Annotated in this window: 19 protein-coding genes; 7 read left to right on the forward strand and 12 right to left on the reverse strand. The window is 61.0% G+C overall.

The genetic code is table 11. The features are described 5' to 3' along the window. Nucleotides 1-475: 475 nt before the first annotated feature. The 6 genes from era to lptF form a co-directional block, all read right to left on the reverse strand. Nucleotides 476-1,378 carry a GTPase Era gene (era, locus tag V3W40_RS03255; RefSeq protein WP_027604661.1) on the reverse strand — a complete coding sequence of 301 codons (903 nt, stop codon included), beginning with the start codon at nucleotides 1,376-1,378 and terminating at the stop codon, nucleotides 476-478. Beyond that, the gene (gene rnc / locus V3W40_RS03260; protein WP_027604662.1) at nucleotides 1,371-2,060 is read right to left on the reverse strand and encodes a ribonuclease III; all 690 of its coding nucleotides are present in this window, start codon (nucleotides 2,058-2,060) and stop codon (nucleotides 1,371-1,373) included. The genes era and rnc overlap by 8 nt, the downstream gene beginning before the upstream one ends. Nucleotides 2,061-2,207: 147 nt before the next feature. Next, entirely contained in the window at nucleotides 2,208-3,062 is an 855-nt protein-coding gene (gene lepB, locus V3W40_RS03265) for a signal peptidase I (protein ID WP_027604663.1), read from the reverse strand. A 5-nt stretch (nucleotides 3,063-3,067) separates the two neighbouring features. Continuing rightward, entirely contained in the window at nucleotides 3,068-4,867 is a 1,800-nt protein-coding gene (gene lepA, locus V3W40_RS03270; RefSeq protein WP_027604664.1) for a translation elongation factor 4, read from the reverse strand. Nucleotides 4,868-5,018: 151 nt separating this feature from the next. After that, complete coding sequence (lptG, locus tag V3W40_RS03275; protein WP_065924180.1) at nucleotides 5,019-6,098, reverse strand: LPS export ABC transporter permease LptG; 1,080 nt, start codon at nucleotides 6,096-6,098, stop codon at nucleotides 5,019-5,021. Next, complete coding sequence (gene lptF, locus V3W40_RS03280; RefSeq protein WP_065924181.1) at nucleotides 6,091-7,209, reverse strand: LPS export ABC transporter permease LptF; 1,119 nt, start codon at nucleotides 7,207-7,209, stop codon at nucleotides 6,091-6,093. The genes lptG and lptF overlap by 8 nt, the downstream gene beginning before the upstream one ends. Nucleotides 7,210-7,483: 274 nt before the next feature. On the opposite strand from lptF, the gene V3W40_RS03285 reads away from it, so the two are divergent. The 5 genes from V3W40_RS03285 to rlmF all read left to right on the forward strand — a co-directional run bounded on the left by V3W40_RS03285 (nucleotide 7,484) and on the right by rlmF (nucleotide 14,131). Next, complete coding sequence (locus V3W40_RS03285; protein ID WP_065924182.1) at nucleotides 7,484-8,974, forward strand: leucyl aminopeptidase; 1,491 nt, start codon at nucleotides 7,484-7,486, stop codon at nucleotides 8,972-8,974. Between the two features lie 167 nt (nucleotides 8,975-9,141). Further along, nucleotides 9,142-9,570 carry a DNA polymerase III subunit chi gene (locus V3W40_RS03290; RefSeq protein ID WP_027604668.1) on the forward strand — a complete coding sequence of 143 codons (429 nt, stop codon included), beginning with the start codon at nucleotides 9,142-9,144 and terminating at the stop codon, nucleotides 9,568-9,570. A gap of 7 nt (nucleotides 9,571-9,577) precedes the next feature. After that, on the forward strand, nucleotides 9,578-9,970 hold the full coding sequence (locus tag V3W40_RS03295) for a DNA polymerase III subunit chi (RefSeq protein WP_065924183.1): 393 nt from the start codon (nucleotides 9,578-9,580) through the stop codon (nucleotides 9,968-9,970). Between the two features lie 149 nt (nucleotides 9,971-10,119). After that, nucleotides 10,120-12,966 carry a valine--tRNA ligase gene (locus tag V3W40_RS03300; protein ID WP_330214433.1) on the forward strand — a complete coding sequence of 949 codons (2,847 nt, stop codon included), beginning with the start codon at nucleotides 10,120-10,122 and terminating at the stop codon, nucleotides 12,964-12,966. Between the two features lie 148 nt (nucleotides 12,967-13,114). Beyond that, nucleotides 13,115-14,131 (forward strand): 23S rRNA (adenine(1618)-N(6))-methyltransferase RlmF, encoded by a 1,017-nt coding sequence (rlmF, locus tag V3W40_RS03305; RefSeq protein WP_027604671.1) that lies wholly within the window; start codon nucleotides 13,115-13,117, stop codon nucleotides 14,129-14,131. A 177-nt stretch (nucleotides 14,132-14,308) separates the two neighbouring features. Here the strand turns inward: rlmF and V3W40_RS03310 are convergent, their stop codons facing one another. After that, nucleotides 14,309-14,590, reverse strand: a complete 282-nt coding sequence (locus tag V3W40_RS03310) for an HU family DNA-binding protein (RefSeq protein ID WP_003188840.1) — start codon at nucleotides 14,588-14,590, stop codon at nucleotides 14,309-14,311. Nucleotides 14,591-14,986: 396 nt separating this feature from the next. On the opposite strand from V3W40_RS03310, the gene yejK reads away from it, so the two are divergent. Next, nucleotides 14,987-15,991, forward strand: coding sequence for a nucleoid-associated protein YejK (yejK, locus tag V3W40_RS03315; RefSeq protein WP_012722392.1), 1,005 nt, complete (start codon nucleotides 14,987-14,989; stop codon nucleotides 15,989-15,991). Beyond that, the gene (locus V3W40_RS03320) at nucleotides 15,991-16,341 is read left to right on the forward strand and encodes a glutaredoxin family protein (RefSeq protein WP_065924185.1); all 351 of its coding nucleotides are present in this window, start codon (nucleotides 15,991-15,993) and stop codon (nucleotides 16,339-16,341) included. Before yejK ends, V3W40_RS03320 begins: the two co-directional genes overlap by 1 nt. Here the strand turns inward: V3W40_RS03320 and V3W40_RS03325 are convergent, their stop codons facing one another. The 5 genes from V3W40_RS03325 to V3W40_RS03345 are packed head-to-tail and all read right to left on the reverse strand — an operon-like array spanning nucleotide 16,342 to nucleotide 20,104. After that, nucleotides 16,342-17,319, reverse strand: coding sequence for a FecR family protein (locus V3W40_RS03325; RefSeq protein WP_330214434.1), 978 nt, complete (start codon nucleotides 17,317-17,319; stop codon nucleotides 16,342-16,344). After that, the gene (locus V3W40_RS03330) at nucleotides 17,316-17,894 is read right to left on the reverse strand and encodes an RNA polymerase sigma factor (RefSeq protein WP_027604674.1); all 579 of its coding nucleotides are present in this window, start codon (nucleotides 17,892-17,894) and stop codon (nucleotides 17,316-17,318) included. The genes V3W40_RS03325 and V3W40_RS03330 overlap by 4 nt, the downstream gene beginning before the upstream one ends. Nucleotides 17,895-17,903: 9 nt before the next feature. After that, nucleotides 17,904-18,230 carry a DUF3325 domain-containing protein gene (locus V3W40_RS03335; RefSeq protein ID WP_065924188.1) on the reverse strand — a complete coding sequence of 109 codons (327 nt, stop codon included), beginning with the start codon at nucleotides 18,228-18,230 and terminating at the stop codon, nucleotides 17,904-17,906. Further along, entirely contained in the window at nucleotides 18,231-19,805 is a 1,575-nt protein-coding gene (locus tag V3W40_RS03340) for a PepSY-associated TM helix domain-containing protein (protein ID WP_330214435.1), read from the reverse strand. Then, the gene (locus V3W40_RS03345) at nucleotides 19,802-20,104 is read right to left on the reverse strand and encodes a DUF3649 domain-containing protein (RefSeq protein ID WP_330214436.1); all 303 of its coding nucleotides are present in this window, start codon (nucleotides 20,102-20,104) and stop codon (nucleotides 19,802-19,804) included. Before V3W40_RS03345 ends, V3W40_RS03340 begins: the two co-directional genes overlap by 4 nt. Nucleotides 20,105-20,251: the final 147 nt, after the last annotated feature.

The raw sequence follows: 20,251 nt of genomic DNA on the forward strand, positions 1-20,251 counted from the left end.
GCTTCTACTTCCTTAACCGCTGACGAAGTCAGCCATCTTTTGATCTGCTCTGGCTCTGGCTTTTGATCTTGATCTCAGGCGCCCCGTTAACCACGCTGGCCGAACGCAGGCTTGAATCCGTGGGTAACCCGGCAGGACGCCGGGTTAGCCGTCCTGGGCCAGGGATGGCCCATGACGGCGGCCCACGGATTCAAGCCTGCGTTCGGGCATACCGAGCCTAGGCGAGGTACCGAGTGGTGGGGCGAGAGCCTTTTGGTTACTTTTGGGCTCTTCCAAAAGTGACCCGCCGTAAGGGCGGAACCCTAAGTCGCCGTGACCGCAGCAACGGATATGTACTCCCCCAAACCCCAAAAAGCGGTCGGCCCGAAGGCCGCCACGGGCCCAAGCTCCCTCGCCACAGACCACGGAAAATTGTGTAGATATCCATGGCTATCGGGGGCAAGCCCCCTCCCACATTTTTTGCCCTGCGGTGTCCTTACAGGTCGCCGTAGCCAAGGGAGCGTAACGCACGCTCATCATCGGACCAACCACCCTTAACCTTCACCCACAGGTTAAGCATGATCTTGGAATCGAACAGCAATTCCATGTCCTTGCGCGCTTCGGTGCCGATGCGTTTGATGCGCTCGCCCTTGTCGCCGATGATGATTTTCTTCTGGCCGTCACGTTCGACGAGGATCAGCGCATGGATATGCAGGGTCTTGCCCTGCTGCTTGAACTCTTCGATTTCAACGGTGATCTGGTACGGCAGCTCGGCGCCCATCTGGCGCATGATTTTCTCACGCACCAGTTCGGCGGCGAGGAAACGGCTGCTGCGGTCGGTGATCTGGTCTTCCGGGAAGAAGTGCTCGTTCTCCGGCAGGTAGCCGGCGATCACGCGCTCCAGGGCTTCGAGGTTGTGGCCGTGCTGGGCCGAGATCGGCATGATCTGGGCGTTCGGCAGTTGCTCCTGCAGCCAGCTCAGGTGCGGCATCAGCTCGGCTTTGTCTTCGATGCGGTCGGTCTTGTTCAACGCGACGATCAAAGGGCCGGTGACGTACTGCACACGCTCGAGAACCATCTGGTCTTCGTCGGTCCACTTGGTGCGGTCGACCACGAAGATCACCACGTCCACGTCTTTCAACGCCGCCGAGGCCGTCTTGTTCATGTAGCGATTAAGGGCTTTCTCGCCGCCCTTGTGCATGCCCGGGGTGTCGACGTAGACCGCTTGCACGCTGCCTTCGGTCTTGATGCCCAGCATGTTGTGGCGGGTGGTTTGCGGCTTGCGCGAGGTGATTGCAAGCTTCTGGCCGAGGATATGGTTCAGCAGCGTGGACTTGCCCACGTTCGGGCGGCCGACGATGGCAACATAGCCACAGCGTGTTGCGGTTGAATCAGTCATGGCCATTCTCCACGCCCAGGGCAATCAGTGCTGCAGCGGCCGCTACCTGTTCGGCAATGCGACGGCTCACACCCTGACCTCGGCTTTTTTCATTCAGTAAGGTGATTTCACATTCCACGAAGAACACGCGGCAATGGGGCTCACCCTGGATATCCACCACTTCGTAGCGTGGCAGGTCGCAACCGCGCGATTGCAGGAATTCCTGCAGTCGGGTCTTCGGATCCTTGTTGGTGTCGACCAGCGTGAGGCTTTCGATCTCGGAGGTCAGCCACGCGGTGACGCGCTCCTTGGCCGCTTCCATGCCGGCATCGAGGTAGATCGCGCCGATCAATGCCTCAAGCGCATCGGCCAGGATCGACTCACGGCGGAACCCGCCGCTCTTCAACTCACCGGAGCCGAGGCGCAGGTACTCACCCAGGCCAAAACCACGGGCCAGTACGGCCAGGGTCTCGCCCTTTACCAGGCGTGCGCGTAAACGCGACAGCTGGCCTTCACGGGCTTGGGGAAAGCGCTCGAACAGAGCTTCACCGGCGACGAAATTGAGGATGGCATCACCGAGGAATTCCAGGCGTTCGTTGTTACGCCCTGCAAAGCTGCGGTGTGTGAGGGCAAGGACCATCAATTCCTGATCCTTGAAGGTGTAGCCGAGCTGGCGCTCGAGACGACTTAGAGAAACGGTCACGGTTTACCCATATCTGTGTGGTGGCACCGGCGGCCATCGACGATTGACGCAGTGTTCAAATTCAAATCCTGGTTGGTATTGCACGGGGACGGGAAATGTCCAGGCCCCAGAAAAGCATTCGGCGCTGTGTGCACAGCGCCGCTTGTATTACTTGATCAGCCCGACCCGCGAGAAGTTCGGCAGGTGGCTGAGCTTGGGTTCCGGCCAGCTCATCCAGACCGCAAAGGCCTTGCCGACGATATTCTGGTCGGGAACCATGCCCAGCAGGTCCTTGGGAATGCTGGGGTCATCCCAGTAACGGCTGTCATTGGAGTTGTCGCGGTTGTCGCCCATCATGAAGTAGTGCCCGGCCGGCACTTTCCACTCACCATCAGGCATGGCACGGTAGCGGCTCATTTCCTTGCGGATTTCGTGCTCTACCGCACCGAGTTTTTCCTGGTACAGCTCGGCACTGCCCAGGCTGTTCGGTTCGGAACCGATCAGCTTCTCGGCCACCGACTCGCCGTTGATGAACAGACGCTTGTCGCTGGTGTAGCGAATCACGTCGCCCGGCAGGCCTACCACACGCTTGATGTAGTTGACGTTCGGGTCGCTCGGGTAGCGGAACACCATCACGTCGCCGCGCTGCGGATCACCGACTTCGATGACCTTCTTGTCGATCACCGGCAGGCGAATCCCGTAGGAAAACTTGTTCACCAGGATGAAGTCGCCCACGTCCAGGGTAGGTTTCATCGACCCCGACGGGATCTGAAACGGTTCCACCAGGAACGAGCGCAGCACCAGCACGATGAACAACACCGGGAAGAACGACTTGCCGTATTCAACCAGCAAAGGCTCTTTGTTCAGCTTCTCGATCACCATGCCATCGGGCTGGCTGACGCTGCCCTGATAGGACGCGATAGCCGCCCGCCGACGCGGGGCGAAGAACACCAGATCGAGCAACGCCAGGAGACCGCAAACGGCAACGGCGATGACCAGCAACAGCGGGAAATTTAGCGACATAGGACCTAACTATCCAACCTGAGCACCGCAAGGAAGGCTTCTTGTGGAATTTCCACGTTGCCCACTTGCTTCATGCGTTTTTTACCGGCCTTTTGCTTCTCAAGCAGCTTGCGCTTACGGCTGACGTCGCCACCGTAGCATTTGGCCAGTACGTTCTTTCTGAGTGCCTTGACGGAGGTTCGCGCAATGATCTGCCCGCCAATGGCGGCCTGGATCGCGACGTCGAACATCTGGCGCGGAATCAGTTCTTTCATCTTCTCGGTCAACTGGCGACCTTTGTAGTGCGCGTTGTCCTTGTGCACGATCAGTGCCAGGGCATCGACCTTGTCGCCGTTGATCAGCACATCCAGTTTCACCAGATTAGCCGATTGGTAACGGTCGAAATGGTAATCCAGCGAAGCATAGCCGCGACTGGTGGATTTGAGACGGTCAAAGAAGTCCAGGACCACTTCGTTCATCGGCAAATCGTAGGTCACTTGCACCTGGGTACCGAGGAACAGCATGTCGTGCTGCACGCCACGCTTTTCGATACACAGGGTAATGACGTTGCCCAGGTGTTCCTGCGGCACAAGGATATTGGCCCGCACGATCGGCTCGCGCATGTCTTCGATGGAAGACAGGTCTGGGAGCTTGGACGGGTTGTCGACGTAAATCGTTTCACCGTTTTTGAGCAGCAGCTCGAAAATAACCGTCGGCGCCGTGGTGATCAGGTCCAGGTCGTACTCGCGCTCAAGGCGCTCCTGGATGATTTCCATGTGCAGCATGCCGAGGAAGCCGCAGCGGAAGCCGAAGCCCAGGGCGTCGGAGCTTTCCGGGGTGTACTGCAACGACGAGTCGTTGAGGGTCAGCTTTTGCAGGGCTTCGCGGAAGTCTTCGAAGTCGTCGGAGCTGACCGGGAACAGGCCGGCGTAGACCTGCGGCTGGATGCGTTTGAAGCCCGGCAGCACGTCGACGTCAGGGGTGGAGCTCAAGGTCAGGGTGTCACCCACCGGCGCACCATGAATGTCCTTGATGCCGGCGATGATGAAACCTACTTCACCGGCTTTCAGATCAGTGGTCGCGGTGTGCTTGGGGTTGAATACACCGACGCTGTCCACCAGGTGGATCTTGCCGGTGGACTTGACCAGGATCTTGTCGCCCTTCTTCACACGGCCGTGGCGCACGCGTACCAGGGAGACAACCCCCAGGTAGTTGTCGAACCAGGAGTCGATGATCAACGCCTGCAGCGGATCTTCGTAGTTGCCGGTGGGGGCAGGGATAGTCTTGACCAGGCGCTCGAGCACTTCGTCGACGCCCAGGCCGGTCTTGGCGCTGCACTCGACGGCGTCGGTGGCGTCAATGCCGATGATTTTTTCGATTTCTTCTTTTACGCGGTCCGGATCGGCCTGTGGCAGGTCGATCTTGTTCAGCACCGGCATGACTTCCAGGCCTTGCTCGATGGCGGTGTAGCAGTTGGCCACGGACTGGGCTTCAACACCCTGTCCCGCGTCCACCACCAGCAGCGCACCTTCGCAGGCCGCCAGGGAGCGGCTGACTTCATAGGTGAAGTCCACGTGGCCCGGGGTGTCAATGAAGTTCAACTGGTACTTGATACCGTCTTTGGCGGTGTAGTACAGGGTAACGCTGTGGGCCTTGATGGTGATCCCGCGCTCGCGTTCGAGGTCCATGGAGTCCAGCACCTGGGCTTCCATTTCACGCTCGGCAAGGCCGCCGCACATCTGGATGAATCGATCGGCCAGCGTCGACTTACCATGGTCAATGTGGGCGATGATGGAGAAATTGCGGATATGACTCAAATCACTCACGGATCAACACTCAAAAAGGCTGCAGGCAGATTGCCCGCTGAAAAATAGCCGGGAATTGTACCTGATGCTCAGGCCGGGCGTCATCTTTGCTGACCAGAACAAAAATGCCCCACTCATCCGAGCGGGGCATTTTTTATCCAACGGTGCGGTATCAGCCGGCCCGGCGCAGCAGCCAGAACCCGGCCAGGGCGCAGATGGCCGTCGGCACCAGCACTGCAAACAGCGGCGAGAACCCGAACACCAGGCTCGACGGGCCGAGCAGATCCTGGGCGATGCGGAAGGTGAAACCGACCAGCACGCCAGTGAATACCCGCTGGCCGAGGGTCACGGAGCGCAACGGACCGAAGATGAACGAGATCGCCATCAGCACCAGTGCGGCGGTCACCACCGGCTGCAACACCTTGACCCAAAATGCCAGCCAGTAACGACCGTTATTCAAGCCTTGATCCTTCAGGTAGTGGATATAGCCCCACAACCCGGAGATCGGCAGGCTTTCGGGGATCATCACCACCGTATTGAGCAGTTCCGGCTTGAGGGCGATATCCCACTCTTCACTCGGCACATTGATCACTTCGGTGCTGGCCTTGGTGCCTTGGCCGACATTGCGGAAGTAAGTCGTGGTGACGTCGGTCAGTTGCCATTTTTCGTCGCCGTACTGCGCGCGTTTGGCGAAACTGGACGACAGCATGTGACGTTCCTTGTCGAACGTATAGCGCGTCACACCGATCAACAGCCCGCCCGGTTGCACGGCGTTGATGTGGATGAACTCATCACCCTGGCGGTGCCACAGGCCATGCTTGGCGCTTTGTGCATCGCCCGAGCCCTGGGCCAGGGCTCGATTGGCCTGGGCGGTGGTTTCGGCCGGCGGCGCTACGTACTCACCGATCAGCACGCTGCACAGCATCAGCAGCAACATAGGCTTCATGACCGCCCAGACGATACGCCCGATGGACACACCGGCGGCGCGCATGATGGTCAGTTCGCTGTTGCTGGCCAGGCTGCCCAGGCCGATCAGGCAACCGATCAGCGCGGCCATCGGCATCATGTCGTAGAGACGACGCGGCGCGGTGAGTGCCACGTAGCCGAGCACGTCCCATACGGTATAGGTGTCGCTGACGTTGCCGACTTCATCGATGAAGGCGAACAACGAGGCCAGACCCAGGATAATGCCCAGTACCGCCAGGATGGCGATCAGGACGCTGCTACCAATGTAGCGATCGAGCTTAGCCACGAGCCAACTCCTTCTGGCCACGACGGCTCATCATTTTCAAACGAATAGGCTCCCAATACAGCAGCCCCAGGCCGATCAACAGGAACATGCCGTGCACCCACCACAGGCCCAGGACCGGCGACAGCTTGCCTTTCTCCAGGGAGCCACGGGCGGAAATCAGGATGGTGAGGTAAGCCATGTACAGCAGGATCGCCGGCAACAGCTTGAGGAAACGGCCCTGGCGCGGGTTGACGCGCGACAGCGGCACGGCCATCAGGGTCACGATAAACACCAGCAGCGGCAGGGAAATCCGCCATTGCAGCTCGGCGATGGAGCGCAGTTCCTTGCTGCCGAGCAGGTCCGCCGTGGGGATGGCGTCGCGGTCGGTGACTTCGTCGCTGATATCCGGGCGGGCCAGCATCACGCCATAGGTGTCGTACTTGATCGCGCGATAGTCGGCCATGCCTGGACTGCCATCGTAGCGATAGCCATTTTCCAGGATCAGGTAGCGGCTGCCGTCAGGACGCACTTCCTGGCGGCCCGAATCGGCCACCAGTACGGAAATGCCCCGGTCTTTCTTGTCCTGGCCAAACCGTTTCTCGGAGATGAACACACCGCCCAGGTTGGCGCGGTCGTCGGTCAAGGTTTCCGTGTAAGTCACCCGCGAGCCATCATTGAGTGCCTGGAAACGGCCCGGCTCGAGGGTGTCGAACTCGGTCATCGCGTCCTGTTTGTTCAGCACCAACTGGAACTGCATCGCGCCCTGGGGAGCCAGGCTCAGGCTCAACCAGGCCACGATCAGCGCAACGCCGGCCGCCGGAATCATGGTCATGCCCAGCAGGCGCTGCTGGCTCATGCCGGTGGCCGAGAGCACGGTCATTTCACTTTCAAGGTACAAGCGGCCGTAGGCCAGCAGGATGCCGAGGAACAGGCCCAGCGGCAGGATCAGTTGCAAGAATCCCGGCAGGCGAAAGCCCATGATCAGGAACAGCGAGCCTGGGTCCAGGGCGCCGGAGGCAGCCTGGGCCAGGTATTTGACGAAACGACCACTCATGATGATGACCAGCAGGACCGCACTCACGGCACTCAGGGTCAACAGGACTTCGCGGGACAGATAACGGAAGACGATCAAACCAGACACTCCAGGGTTGTCAGGCTAAGGCGGCCAAACAAGCAAGCATACCGAGTCAGCCCGTTTGCACCGGGCCGGCTAAAAAGATGGCGCATTATCCTGTGATTGACCGCGCCTGTCACTGCGCAACCTCATGCGCAGGCACAAAGGGTTGTCAGGCTCCGTCGGCGAGGTTCAAACTGCGGCCTTTGTCGCTGGTGGTTTACACAGCCGCCACGCTTTAAAGCCTGCGTACAGACGCCAGGCTCTCAGACCTTATATAAGGGACCCGAAAATGGAATTGGTTGTAAAAAGCGTTAGCCCCGAAACGTTGAAAACCGCCACCCTCGTGGTCGCCATCGGCGAAGGCCGCAAGCTCGGCGTAGCCGCCAGGCAGCTCGACGAACTCAGCGGCGGCGCGATCAGCGCGGTTCTCAAGCGCGGCGACCTGGCCGGCAAAGTCGGCCAGAGCCTGCTGCTGCAAAGCCTGCCTAACCTGAAAGCCGACCGCGTATTGCTGGTGGGCGTGGGCAAGGACGCTGAACTGGGCGACCGTCCGTTCCGCAAGATCATCAGCGGCATCCTCAACACCCTCAAGGGCCTGGGCGGCAGCGATGCGGCACTGGCACTCGATGAAATCGTCGTAAAAGGCCGTGACAGCTACGGCAAGACCCGCCTGCTGGCCGAAACCCTGGTGGACGGCGGCTACATTTTTGATCAGTTCAAGAGCCAGAAAACCGAACCCCGCGCCCTGAAGAAAATCACCCTGCTGACCATCAAGGCCGCCCAGGCTGAAGTCGAGCGCGCCGTGACTCACGCCCAGGCCATCGCCAATGGCATGTCGTTCACCCGCGACCTGGGCAACCTGCCGCCGAACATCTGCCACCCGACCTACCTGGGCGAACAGGCCAAGGCATTGGGTAAAGAGTTCAAGGGCCTGAAAGTCGAAGTCCTGGATGAGAAGAAGATCAAGGAACTGGGCATGGGCTCGTTCTATGCCGTGGGCCAGGGCAGCGACCAACCGCCACGCCTGATCGTGATGCAATACAACGGCGGCAAGAAGTCCGAGAAGCCTTACGCCCTGGTGGGTAAAGGCATCACCTTCGACACCGGCGGCATCAGCCTCAAGCCGGGCCTGGGCATGGACGAGATGAAGTACGACATGGGCGGCGCCGCCAGCGTGTTCGGTACCCTGCGCGCCGTGCTGGAACTGAAGCTGCCGATCAACCTGGTGTGCATTCTGGCCTGCGCCGAAAACATGCCGAGCGGCGGCGCGGCCCGTCCGGGCGACATCGTCACCACCCTCAGCGGCCAGACCGTGGAAATCCTCAACACCGACGCCGAAGGCCGCCTGGTGCTGTGCGATGCCCTGACCTACGCCGAGCGCTTCAAGCCACAGGCCGTGATCGACATCGCCACCCTGACCGGCGCCTGCATCGTTGCCCTGGGTTCCCACACCTCGGGCCTGCTGGGCAATAACGACGAGTTGATCGAGCAGCTGCTCAGCGCCGGCAAGGCCGCCGACGACCGCGCCTGGCAACTGCCGCTGTTCGATGAGTACCAGGAACAGCTGGACAGCCCGTTCGCCGACATCGCCAACATCGGCGGCCCGAAAGCCGGCACCATCACGGCTGCGTGTTTCCTGTCGCGCTTCGCCAAGAACTTCAACTGGGCGCACCTGGACATCGCCGGCACGGCCTGGACCAGCGGCGGCAAGGACAAGGGCGCCACCGGCCGTCCGGTGCCATTGCTGACCCAATACCTGCTGGACCGCGCCAAAGCCTAAACACCTGCCCAGCTGCCTGCCGCGGTCAACTGTAGGAGCGAGCTTGCTCGCGAAGAGCGTCAACGATAACGCGTTCATCTTGGATGAACGCATTGTTCTCAGGTTCTTCGCGAGCAAGCTCGCTCCTACATTATGACGGCGGCAGGCGCGGCAGCCCAGGAACCGCAATGACCCAAGTCGACTTCTATATATTGCCCAGCGCCGATCCGCTCGCGCGCCTGGACTTCGCCTGCAAACTCACCGAAAAAGCCTGGCGCATGGGCCACCGCATCTACCTGCATTGCAGCGATGCAGCCCAACGCGACGAGCTCGACGCCCGCCTGTGGCGTTTCAAGGGCGAAAGCTTCGTGCCCCACGGCCCCGCAGAATCAGAACCCGAAGGCCAGGTTGTCCTGGGTTTGGGGGACAGTTGCGGCAATCACCAGGACCTGCTGGTCAACCTGGACCTGAAAGTACCGCCTTTTGCCAAGGCCTTCGCCCGTGTGGCGGAAGTGGTGGTGGAAGATCCGGCTATTCGTCAGGCCGCGCGGGAGAGTTTCCGTTTCTACCGCGAACAGGGCTATCCTTTGCAAGATCACCGGCTACAACGACTTTGAGTACATGATGGACACTCCCAACCCGACAAAAAAAGATGACCACCTGCTGGACGACCTCGAGTCGATCCGTCAGTTGCTGGGTGATGATGACTTGCAACCGCCGCTATTGACCGAACAGGCCGATGGCGAGGTACAGATTCCGCTGTTGTTCGACATGGTCGGCGGCAAGCAGGTCGCCCCGGAACCGGTTGTCGAAGCCCCCGTTGTGGTGGACGCTGCCCCTGCTGCGGCTGAAAAGGGCCCCGACGCCCTGCTGCTGCACCTGGACAACGAACTGCGTGCCGCTGCGCAATTGATCATGCAAGACGTGATCGACGACTTTGCCCCCCATATCGAAACCGAGATCAAGCGCCGGATGGATGCACGGATGGAGCGGCTGCTCAGCCAGTACCAGTCTTGAACCGTCCATAGATCCCCTGTGGGAGGTGGCAAACTCCTCCCACATTTGATTGCCTGCACCTTAAGCCCGCCTTCGCCTCGCCCTGCGCCCTATCCCCCGTTATACTTGCCGGCTTTCCTGAATATATGCCAACTAGGGTCCCGCCGCGCATGGATAAGACCTACCAGCCGCACGCTATTGAAACTTCCTGGTACAACACCTGGGAGTCCGAGAACTATTTCGCTCCGCAAGGCGCGGGCGAGTCCTACACCATCATGATTCCGCCACCGAACGTCACTGGCAGCCTGCACATGGGCCATGGCTTCAACAATGCGATCATGGATGCGTTGATCCGTTTCCGCCGCATGCAGGGCCGCAATACCCTGTGGCAACCGGGTACCGACCACGCTGGTATCGCCACCCAGATGCTGGTGGAGCGCCAACTCGAAGCCACCGGCCAGAACCGTCACGACTTGGGTCGCGAGAAATTCCTGGAAAAAATCTGGGAGTGGAAAGACCAGTCCGGCGGCAACATCAGCCGTCAGATCCGTCGCCTCGGCTCGTCCGTGGATTGGAGCCGCGAGCGCTTCACCATGGATGACGGCCTGTCGGAATCGGTGAAAGAAGCCTTCGTGCGCCTGCATGAAGACGGCCTGATCTACCGCGGCAAGCGCCTGGTCAACTGGGACACCAAGTTGCACACGGCGATTTCCGACCTTGAAGTGGAAAACCACGACGAGAAAGGTTTCCTGTGGAACCTCAAGTACCCGCTGGCCGACGGCGCCAGGACCGCTGAGGGCAACGATTACCTGATCGTCGCCACCACCCGTCCGGAAACCATGCTTGGCGACGCCGCCGTCGCGGTCAACCCGAACGACGAGCGCTACCAGGCACTGATCGGCAAGTTCGTCGAGTTGCCGCTGGTAGGCCGCCGCATCCCGATCATCGCCGACGATTACTGCGACCCTGAATTCGGCACCGGCTGCGTGAAAATCACCCCGGCCCACGATTTCAACGACTACGAAGTCGGCAAGCGCCACAACCTGCCGTTGTTGAATATCTTCGACAAGAATGCCGCCGTGCTGCCGGCCTGCCAGGTGTTCAACCTGGACGGTACGCTGAACGACAGCATCGACGGCAAGATCCCGGCCGAATACGCCGGCATTGACCGTTTCGAAGCGCGCAAGCAGATCGTTGCTGCCTTCGACGCTGCAGGCCTGCTGGTCAGCGTCGACGACCACGCCCTGAAAGTGCCGAAGGGCGACCGCTCCGGCACCGTGATCGAACCGTGGCTGACCGACCAGTGGTACGTGTCCACCAAGCCACTGGCCGAGCCGGCGATTGCTGCCGTGGAAGACGGCCGTATCCAGTTCGTGCCCAAGCAGTACGAAAACATGTACTTCTCGTGGATGCGCGACATCCAGGATTGGTGCATCAGCCGCCAGCTGTGGTGGGGCCACCGTATTCCGGCCTGGTACGACGAGTCGGGCAAGGTCTACGTGGGCCGCGACGAAGCCGAAGTACGTGCCAAGCACAATCTCGGCCCGGACGTGGCGTTGCAACAGGACAACGACGTACTCGACACCTGGTTCAGCTCGGGCCTGTGGACGTTCTCCACCCTGGGCTGGCCGCAGCAGACCGAATTCCTGAAGAAATTCCACTCCACCGACGTGCTGGTCACCGGCTTCGACATCATTTTCTTCTGGGTTGCCCGGATGATCATGCTCACCATGCACTTGGTGAAGAACGAGGACGGCACGCCGCAGGTACCGTTCAAGACCGTGTACGTGCACGGCCTGGTGCGGGATGGCCAGGGCCAGAAGATGTCCAAGTCCAAGGGCAACGTCCTCGACCCGCTGGACATCATCGACGGCATCGACCTGGAAACCCTGGTACAGAAACGCACCTCGGGGCTGATGCAGCCGAAACTGGCGAAGAAGATCGAGAAGCAGACCCGCGACGAGTTCGCCGACGGCATTGCCAGCTACGGCACCGATGCGCTGCGCTTCACCTTCTGCTCGCTGGCGTCCACCGGTCGCGACATCAAGTTCGACATGGGCCGCGTCGAAGGCTATCGCAACTTCTGCAACAAGATCTGGAACGCCGCGCGCTACGTGCTGGACAAAGGCGAAGACTGCGGCCAGAACGGCGAGGCCATCGAACTTAGCCTGGCCGACCGCTGGATCATCTCGCAGCTGCAGCGCACCGAGGCCGAAGTGACCCGTCAACTCGACCAGTTCCGTTTCGACCTGGCCGCACAGGCCTTGTACGAGTTTATCTGGAACCAGTATTGCGACTGGTACCTGGAACTGTCCAAGCCCGTGCTGTGGGACGAAAACGCGCCGATCGAACGTCAGCGCGGCACCCGTCACACCCTGGTACGCGTGCTCGAAGTCGCCCTGCGCCTGGCGCATCCGTTCATGCCGTTCATCACCGAAGAAATCTGGCAGCGCCTCGCGCCGCTGGCCGGCAAAGACGGCAAGACCATCATGCTGCAACCTTGGCCGGTGGCCAACGAAGCACGTATCGATGAGGCGGCCGAAAGCGACATTGAATGGCTCAAGACCCTGATGCTCGGTACGCGCAACATCCGCGCCGAAATGAACATCGGCCCGGGCAAGCCACTGGCGGTGTTCGTGAAGAACGCCAGCGCCGAAGACCAGCGTCGTCTCACCGAGAACGATGCGCTGCTCAAGAAGCTGGCGAAGCTGGAATCGATCACCGTATTGGCGGATGGCGCCGAAGCGCCACTGTCAGCGACCGCGCTGGTCGGCGAGATGGAAGTGCTGGTGCCGATGGCCGGCTTGATCGACAAGGGCGCGGAACTGGCCCGTCTCGACAAGGAAATCCTGCGCCTGCAAGGTGAAGTGGCGCGGGTGGGCGGCAAGCTGTCCAACGCGGCATTCGTCGACAAGGCACCGGCTGAAGTGATCGATAAGGAACGCGCCAAGCTGGCCGAGGCCGAACAGGCTTTGGGCAAGCTGGCGGAGCAACATGCGCGGATTTCCAGCCTCTAAGGGGCAATCCGTGTGAAAAAAGAGACCTTCGGGTCTCTTTTTTTGTGCTTGCGGTCAATGTGGGAGGGGGCTTGCTCCCACATTTGACCGAGTTATCCTCGGGAATGTGTGACAATGGCCGCCACTTTGAGCCAACACCAGAATCATCATGACCGCCCCCACTACGCCCAAACCTCCACGCAAGAAGCCTAAGACCGCAGCCACGGCCAAACCCGTCGCGCCGCGCAAAGAGGCTACCCTGCACCCACGCAACCGCCACACAGGCCGTTACGACTTCCAGGCGTTGATCAAGACCACGCCGGAACTGGCGCAATTCGTGATCATCAACCCCTATGGCAAAGAGAGCATCGACTTCGCCAGCCCGGACGCGGTGCGGGTGTTCAACCGGGCGTTGCTCAAGGCCTTCTATGGCATCCAGCATTGGGACATCCCGGCGGATTACCTGTGCCCGCCGGTACCGGGACGTGCCGACTACGTGCACTTCCTCGCCGACCTGCTGGCCAGTGTCAACGAGGGCAAGATCCCGCGCGGTTCAATCGTCAAGGTGCTGGACATCGGCATGGGCGCCAACTGCGTCTACCCGCTGATTGGCTATATGGAGTACCGCTGGAACTTCCTCGGCTCGGAGGTCGACCCTATCGCCGTGGCCGCCGCCAAGGCCATCGTGCAGTCCAACGACCTGAGCAAGGTCATCCAGTTGCGCCAGCAGGAAAACCCCAAGCACATCCTGCTGGGCCTGCTGGAGCCGGGTGAGCGTTTTGACCTGACCATGTGCAACCCACCGTTCCATGCGTCCATGGACGAAGCCACCAAGGGCAGCGAGCGCAAGTGGCGCGCCCTGGGCCGGGCCGACCCCAAGCGCAAATTGCCGGTGCTCAACTTCGGTGGCCAATCGGCCGAGTTGTGGTGTGAAGGCGGTGAAGCGCGCTTCGTGACGCAGTTGATCGCCGAGAGTGCGCACTTTGCCCACAAGGTGTTGTGGTTCAGCACCCTGGTGTCAAAAGCGTCAAATTTGCCCGCGATCGAGACCGCCCTGAAAAAAGCCGGCGTGCTGGAAAGCCAGGTGGTGGAAATGTCCCAGGGCCAGAAGCAGAGCCGTTTCGTGGCCTGGACCTTCCAGACCAAGAACGAACAGCAGATCTGGCGCCAGCGCTGGGTGCGCTGACGCCAACCTGTAGGAGCGAGCTTGCTCGCGAAAAACGCCAAGAAACCGCATTCATCCGGGATGGCCGCGTTATCGTTAACGGCCTTCGCGAGCAAGCTCGCTCCTACAGGTAAAAAATCGCAGGCAACAAAAAACCGTGCCCGGATCGCTCCGGAGCACGGTTTTTTTTGCTGCGTCTTACTTGTTAACAGCGTCGGTCAGGCCTTTGGCCACAACCAGCTTGATAACTTTCTTGGCAGCGATTTCGATGGCAGCGCCAGTCGAAGGGTTACGGCCAGTACGGGCAGGACGCTCGGTCACTTTCAGTTTGCCAACGCCTGGCAGAGTGATTTCGCCGCCGTTTTCCAGCTGGTCAGCAACAACTTGGCTCAGTTGGTCCAGCAGAGCGCGCACGGTGGTTTTCGGTGCGTCTACTGCTTCAGCCAGGTCAGCGATCAGTTGGTCTTTAGTAATAGCCATTGTGGTGTTCCTTCCCTATCAAATTCATATGGATTGCAGAGTGCAGTGTCAGCCGTCGAGCCCGACCGTCATGGCCTGGCACCCCCGGCTATAACCACGGAGATCGGGGTTATAGATGCTTGAAACGGGGATTGGTTCGACCTGACAGATGCTGAATGCACGCTTATCGCCGAGACTTGGCGTAAGACGGGGCAAAACTAGCACAGAGACGGGGAAATATCCGCCTCTACCTACCCATTTGGTCAGCTTTATCGCTCTAAACCGTGAAAAAAAGGCATATGCCTCGTCCGAGAGCACCCAAAATGCCCTTCGACGCGTGTCTTGACCAATGGGTGCGGTACACTGGGCGACTTTTCGGGGAGGCCGACCGCTCCCCTTCAACCAGCCGAGAAGCCCATGCCGATCCGTCATTGCATCGTCCACCTGATCGACAAAAAACCCGACGGCACACCTGCAGTTCTCCACGCCCGCGACTCCGAGCTTGCCGAGTCGGCCGCCATCGAGAACATGCTTGCCGATCTCAACGAGAGCTACAACGCCAAACAAGGCAAGGCCTGGGGTTTCTTCCATGCCGAATCCGGCGCGCACCCGTTCAGCGGCTGGTTGAAGGAATATTTCGAGGGTGGCCAGGATTTCACCACGTTCAGCCGCACCGCCGTCGAACATCTGCAAAAACTGATGGAAGAGTCCAACCTCTCCACCGGCGGCCACGTGCTGTTTGCCCACTACCAGCAAGGCATGACCGACTACCTCGCCATCGCCCTGCTGCACCACAGCGAAGGCGTGGCGGTAACCGACGAGCTGGACGTCACCCCGTCGCGCCATCTGGACCTGGGCCAGTTGCACCTGGCAGCGCGTATCAACGTGTCCGAGTGGCAGAACAACAAGCAGTCCAAGCAGTACATCTCGTTTATCAAAGGCAAGAACGGCAAGAAGGTCTCGGAATACTTCCGCGACTTCATCGGCTGCCAGGAAGGCGTCGACGGCCCGGGCGAGACGCGCACCCTGCTCAAGGCCTTCAGCGACTTCGTCGAAAGCGAAGACCTGCCGGACGAATCCGCCCGCGAAAAAACCAAGACCCTGGTCGATTACGCCAGCAGCCAGGCCAAGCTCGGCGAGCCCATGGGCCTTGAAGAGCTGTCGGGCTTGATCGATGAAGATCGGCCCAAGGCGTTCTACGACCATATCCGCAACAAGGACTACGGCCTGTCGCCGGAAATCCCGGCGGATAAACGCACCCTCAACCAGTTCCGCCGCTTCACCGGGCGCGCCGAGGGCTTGTCCATCAGCTTTGAAGCACACTTGCTGGGCGACAAGATCGAGTACGACGAGGCCGCCGGCACCTTGATCATCAAGGGCCTGCCGACCCAACTGACCGACCAGCTCAAGCGCCGCAACTGATGCTCGGCGGGGTCCTCAAGAAAGTCCTGCTGGTGTTGCTGGTGGTGGTGGTTATCCAGAACTGGGGCAAGATCGAGCGGCTGTTCAACCCCTCCCAGGTGGTCCCGGAGCAGACGCGAGCCTCGGCGCGGGTGGTGCTGTATGCCACCGAGTGGTGCGGCTACTGCAAGCAGATCCGCCGCTTCCTCGACCAGAAGGGCATTCCGTACCAGGCCGTCGATATCGAGAAGGACGCCCAGGCGCGCAAGGCGTATGAGGCGCTGGGTGGTGGCGGGATTCCGTTTGTGGACGTGAACGGCACGCTGATTCGCGACTACAACCCTGACGCGATCATGGCCGCGCTGAAGTAATCAGCGCACCACGATTACCCGCCCCAACAGACTGTGCTGCTCGAACCCCAACACCGCTTGCAAGGCGTTGAGTACCGCCTGCGGGTCCTTGCTCGGGAAGCTGCCGCTGACGCGCCTGGCGCCCATCGCTTCGTTGAGCAGCAGGATGCGGCCAGGGTAGTAACGCCCCAAGTCCTTGACCACCTCCGCCAGCGGCGCCTTGTAGTAGTTGAGCCAGCCATCCCGCCAGGCCAGGCGGGATTCGCTGTCGACCGCGTGCAAGGGATCGGCGCTGCCATCGGCGTAGGCCACTTGCTGGCCCGCCGTCAGAATTTGCTGCGGGCCCTGTTTCGACGCGGTCACGCCCACCCGTCCCGACAACACCGTCACCTCGGCCCCCGCCGGTTGCAGGCGCACTTCGAACTGCGTCCCCAGCACCCGCGCTTCGCCGCCGCCCGCCTCGACCACAAAGGACTCGCCGGTGTGGGTGACGCTGAAAAAACCTGCACCGCGACGCAATTGGATATGCCGCTCACCGTCGCTGAAGTCCACGGCAATGGCGCTGTCCGCATCCAGCGTGACCCGGGATTGATCGGCCAGGGTGACGGTCTTCACTTCTCCCGGTGCGCTCACGTAATCGGCGCCGAAGTCATCGATCCACCGCGAAGGCTGCCAACCGGCGCCCATGGACACCATCAACACCAGGCACGCCGCCATGGCTAATGCGCCGGACCAGCGCACCACCCGCGAGCGCGTCGGGGTGTTCATCGCATTGAGGTAACCCTGCAATGCCAGCGCGTCTTCATCCGCCAGTTGGCGTGCCGGCACTTCGCTCAACTCCCAGAGCACCTGGGCCTGGGCATAGGCTTCGACGTGCGCAGAATCTGCCCTTAGCCAGCGGCTGAACGTGGCCTGGTCGCCACTGCTGGGCTGGTCGTGCAACAGGCTCAGCCAGGCCAGTGCGGCTTGTTCCTGGTCAGGTGTGGGGGTCGGATTCACGGTGCTTTCCCTGGCGTGCGCGATGGCGATGGTTCTCGAAGGCTGGCTTTGCAGGCTTCGAGGGCACGCATCATATGTTTTTCCACGGCGCTTTGGGACAGGCCCATGGCCTTGGCGATTTGCGCGTACTTGCGCCCGTGAATGCGGTTGAGCAGGAAGATCTGCCGGGTGCGCTCCGGCAGGCTGCGCAGGGCGGCTTCGACATGCCGCAGGTCGTTGCCCGCCTCGAGCGCCGCCTGGGGTTCGGAGCCCTGGTTATCCTGCTGTTCCGGCAGCCAGCCTTCACTGCTGCGCACCCGCGCGCCTTCGCTGCGCAGGTGGTCGATGGCGATATTGCCGGCGCAGCGCAACAGGTAGGTGCTGAGTTCTTCGACCTGCACCAATGGCCGACGCCAAAACCGCAGGAACAGGTCCTGCACCAGGTCGGCCGCCGTGGCGCGGCACCCGACACGGCGGCTCACCAACGCTTCCATCTGCGAACGCTGGGACAAGAACACCTGCAGGAAATGCGCGCGCCCACCCGCCGCGTCAGCCTGGGGGCTGTCCTGGGAATCGGGTGGGGTGCTGATCATCATGGCGGCGGCTCAGAACGTTGCGAAGGCGGCAACAGGACAGGCCAGCAGGCCGACGCCTGCCAGGATCAAGGCCAGCCTTGGCCGATACGGCAACAACAGCACCAGCAACAGGGCGCTGAGCATCAACACCGCGCACCACTCCACCAGACCCTGGCCCCAATCGGCGACAGCCACGGCGGGCCAGATCGAGACGGTCAGCAGCAGCCAACCGATGACGCGCAAAGCAATACGCCGCCGAGGTGATGGCCTGCTGTGCAGCAGTTCGCCGTGGTGACGGTCGGTGGACAGGCACAAGGCGGTAAACCCGGCGTAACACATCAGCAGCGCGAGGAGCATTCAGTTCGCCTCCTGCTTGAGCTGCAGCGGCCGCGCCCGTTCGGTCTTGGGCTGCGGGGCCTTGCGGTGCTGCATCTTCCAGGCTGCCCAGGCGAGGAACACACCGCTGGCCAGGCAGGTCAGGTCGAAGCCCGCCATGGCCCAGTCGCCCGTCGCCAGTGAAGCGCCCAAGTGCTGCGACGTGGTCAGGGCATTAAGCAACGGGATTGCGGCAAACAGCAGTGCTGCGAAGCTCAATTGCTCAACCCAACCCTGGCGGCCCCGGCGCAGGATCGCGTGCAACAGGCTCAGGCCCCAGGCGATAAAGAAGGCCTGCACTTCCCAATCGGAGCGCTCGGCAAAGCCCACCGGCAATAAACGGTTGGCCCAGAAGAAGGCTGCAATGGCGATCAACAGCCCGGACATGCTGGCGATGTTCAGCACTTCCACCAGCCGCAGTTCAAACGGCATCACGCCGCTTTTTGCATGTTTGAGTTGCCGCTTGCCGAGCCAGATCACCAGTCCCGTGCCGATCATCGCCGTGCCCGCCAGGCCGCAGATAAAGTACAACCAGCGCAGCACCGGACCGGCGAAATGGCCCATGTGCAGGCCATAGAAGCTGCCGCCGATCGCCGCCGGCAGCGATTGTTCAGCACTGACCCGCAACAACTCACCCGTGTTGCCGTTGAACGACACGGTACTGCCGAAGTCATGCACCACGCGGTCGGAGCTGGCACGGAACAGGTTCACCGAAGCGTTTACATCACTCGGGTTGTTCACCGCCAGCCGCCCGATATGCCCACCCGCCCACTGCGCCCTCGCCTGCTCGTACATCGGCAGCAATGACAGCAATTGGCCTGGCTGGCCCAGCGCCGGCGCGTTGTTGGTGGCGGGGAACACGTCATTGAAGAAGGCCCGGGTGTCGTTGCCATAGGAGGCCACGATCGGCGCCGGCATCACCATGCTCATGAAAATCACCAGGCTGCTGTAGGTGATCATCAGGTGAAACGGCAGCACCAGCACACCCACCGCGTTATGCCCGTCGAGCCAGGAACGCTGGCCTTTGCGGGGGCGGAAGGTGAAGAAGTCCTTGAAGATTTTCTTGTGGGTGATGATGCCCGTGATCAACGCCACGAACATCACCATCGCTGCAATGGTCGACAGCCAGCGGCCCCACGGGTAAGGCATTTGCAGCTGGAAGTGGAAGCGGTAGAAGAAATCCCCGCCCATGCTTTCCCGGGCCTCTACGGCCTGCCCGCTCACGGGGTCGAGGGTTTTCTGAATGAAATTGCCGCGTTTGCCGGGGTCGACTTTGTCTTGCCACATCACTGACAGGCCAGGGTCGCGGCTATCCGGCAAGGTGATGAACCAGCGTGCGGCCGTGGGTGCGACCTTCTGCAGGTAGTCCTGGGCGACACTCAGGCTGCGCGCATCATCCAGGGGATGGGCCTGCACTTCGGGCTGCATCCAGTGACTGATCTCATCCTTGAAATAGGCCAGGGTGCCCGTCAGGAAAATCGCAAACAGCAGCCAGCCAAAGATCAGCCCGGCCCAGGTATGCAACCAGGCCATGGCCTGACGAAAGCCCTCTTTCATGTGCGTGCCATCCACAAGCCCAGGCCTGCCAAGGTGGCGAACGCCGCGCTCGGCAGCATCATGCCGCACCACGCGCGCCATGCCGTACGGCAGGCGAAGCACCACAGCACTGCCAACAGGTAGAACACGAACGAACTCATCATCCCGGTGATCACCGCATCGGCGCGGGAGACAGGCATCCACAGTGCCAGGCAGATACTGGCCAGGGACGCCATCAGGTAACCGCCGACCACAGCGGCGAGCACCCGCGATGTGACGGCGAGACGATAGGAGGCGGGCAGTGAGGTTTTGCTTTTCATGCGGGAGGCGCCAGGTTCATCAGCGCGCAATATTAATGATAAATATTCTCATAAGCAAAACAGAACGGATGAAACACCTGCCTTCACGCATTGCCGAACGGTTGGCGGCGCCCTACAATGCGAACAATTCTTGTTCTCTAAAGCATG

The organism is Pseudomonas sp. AM8, assembly GCF_036346475.1.
Taxonomy (GTDB): Bacteria; Pseudomonadota; Gammaproteobacteria; order Pseudomonadales; family Pseudomonadaceae; genus Aquipseudomonas; species Aquipseudomonas marginalis.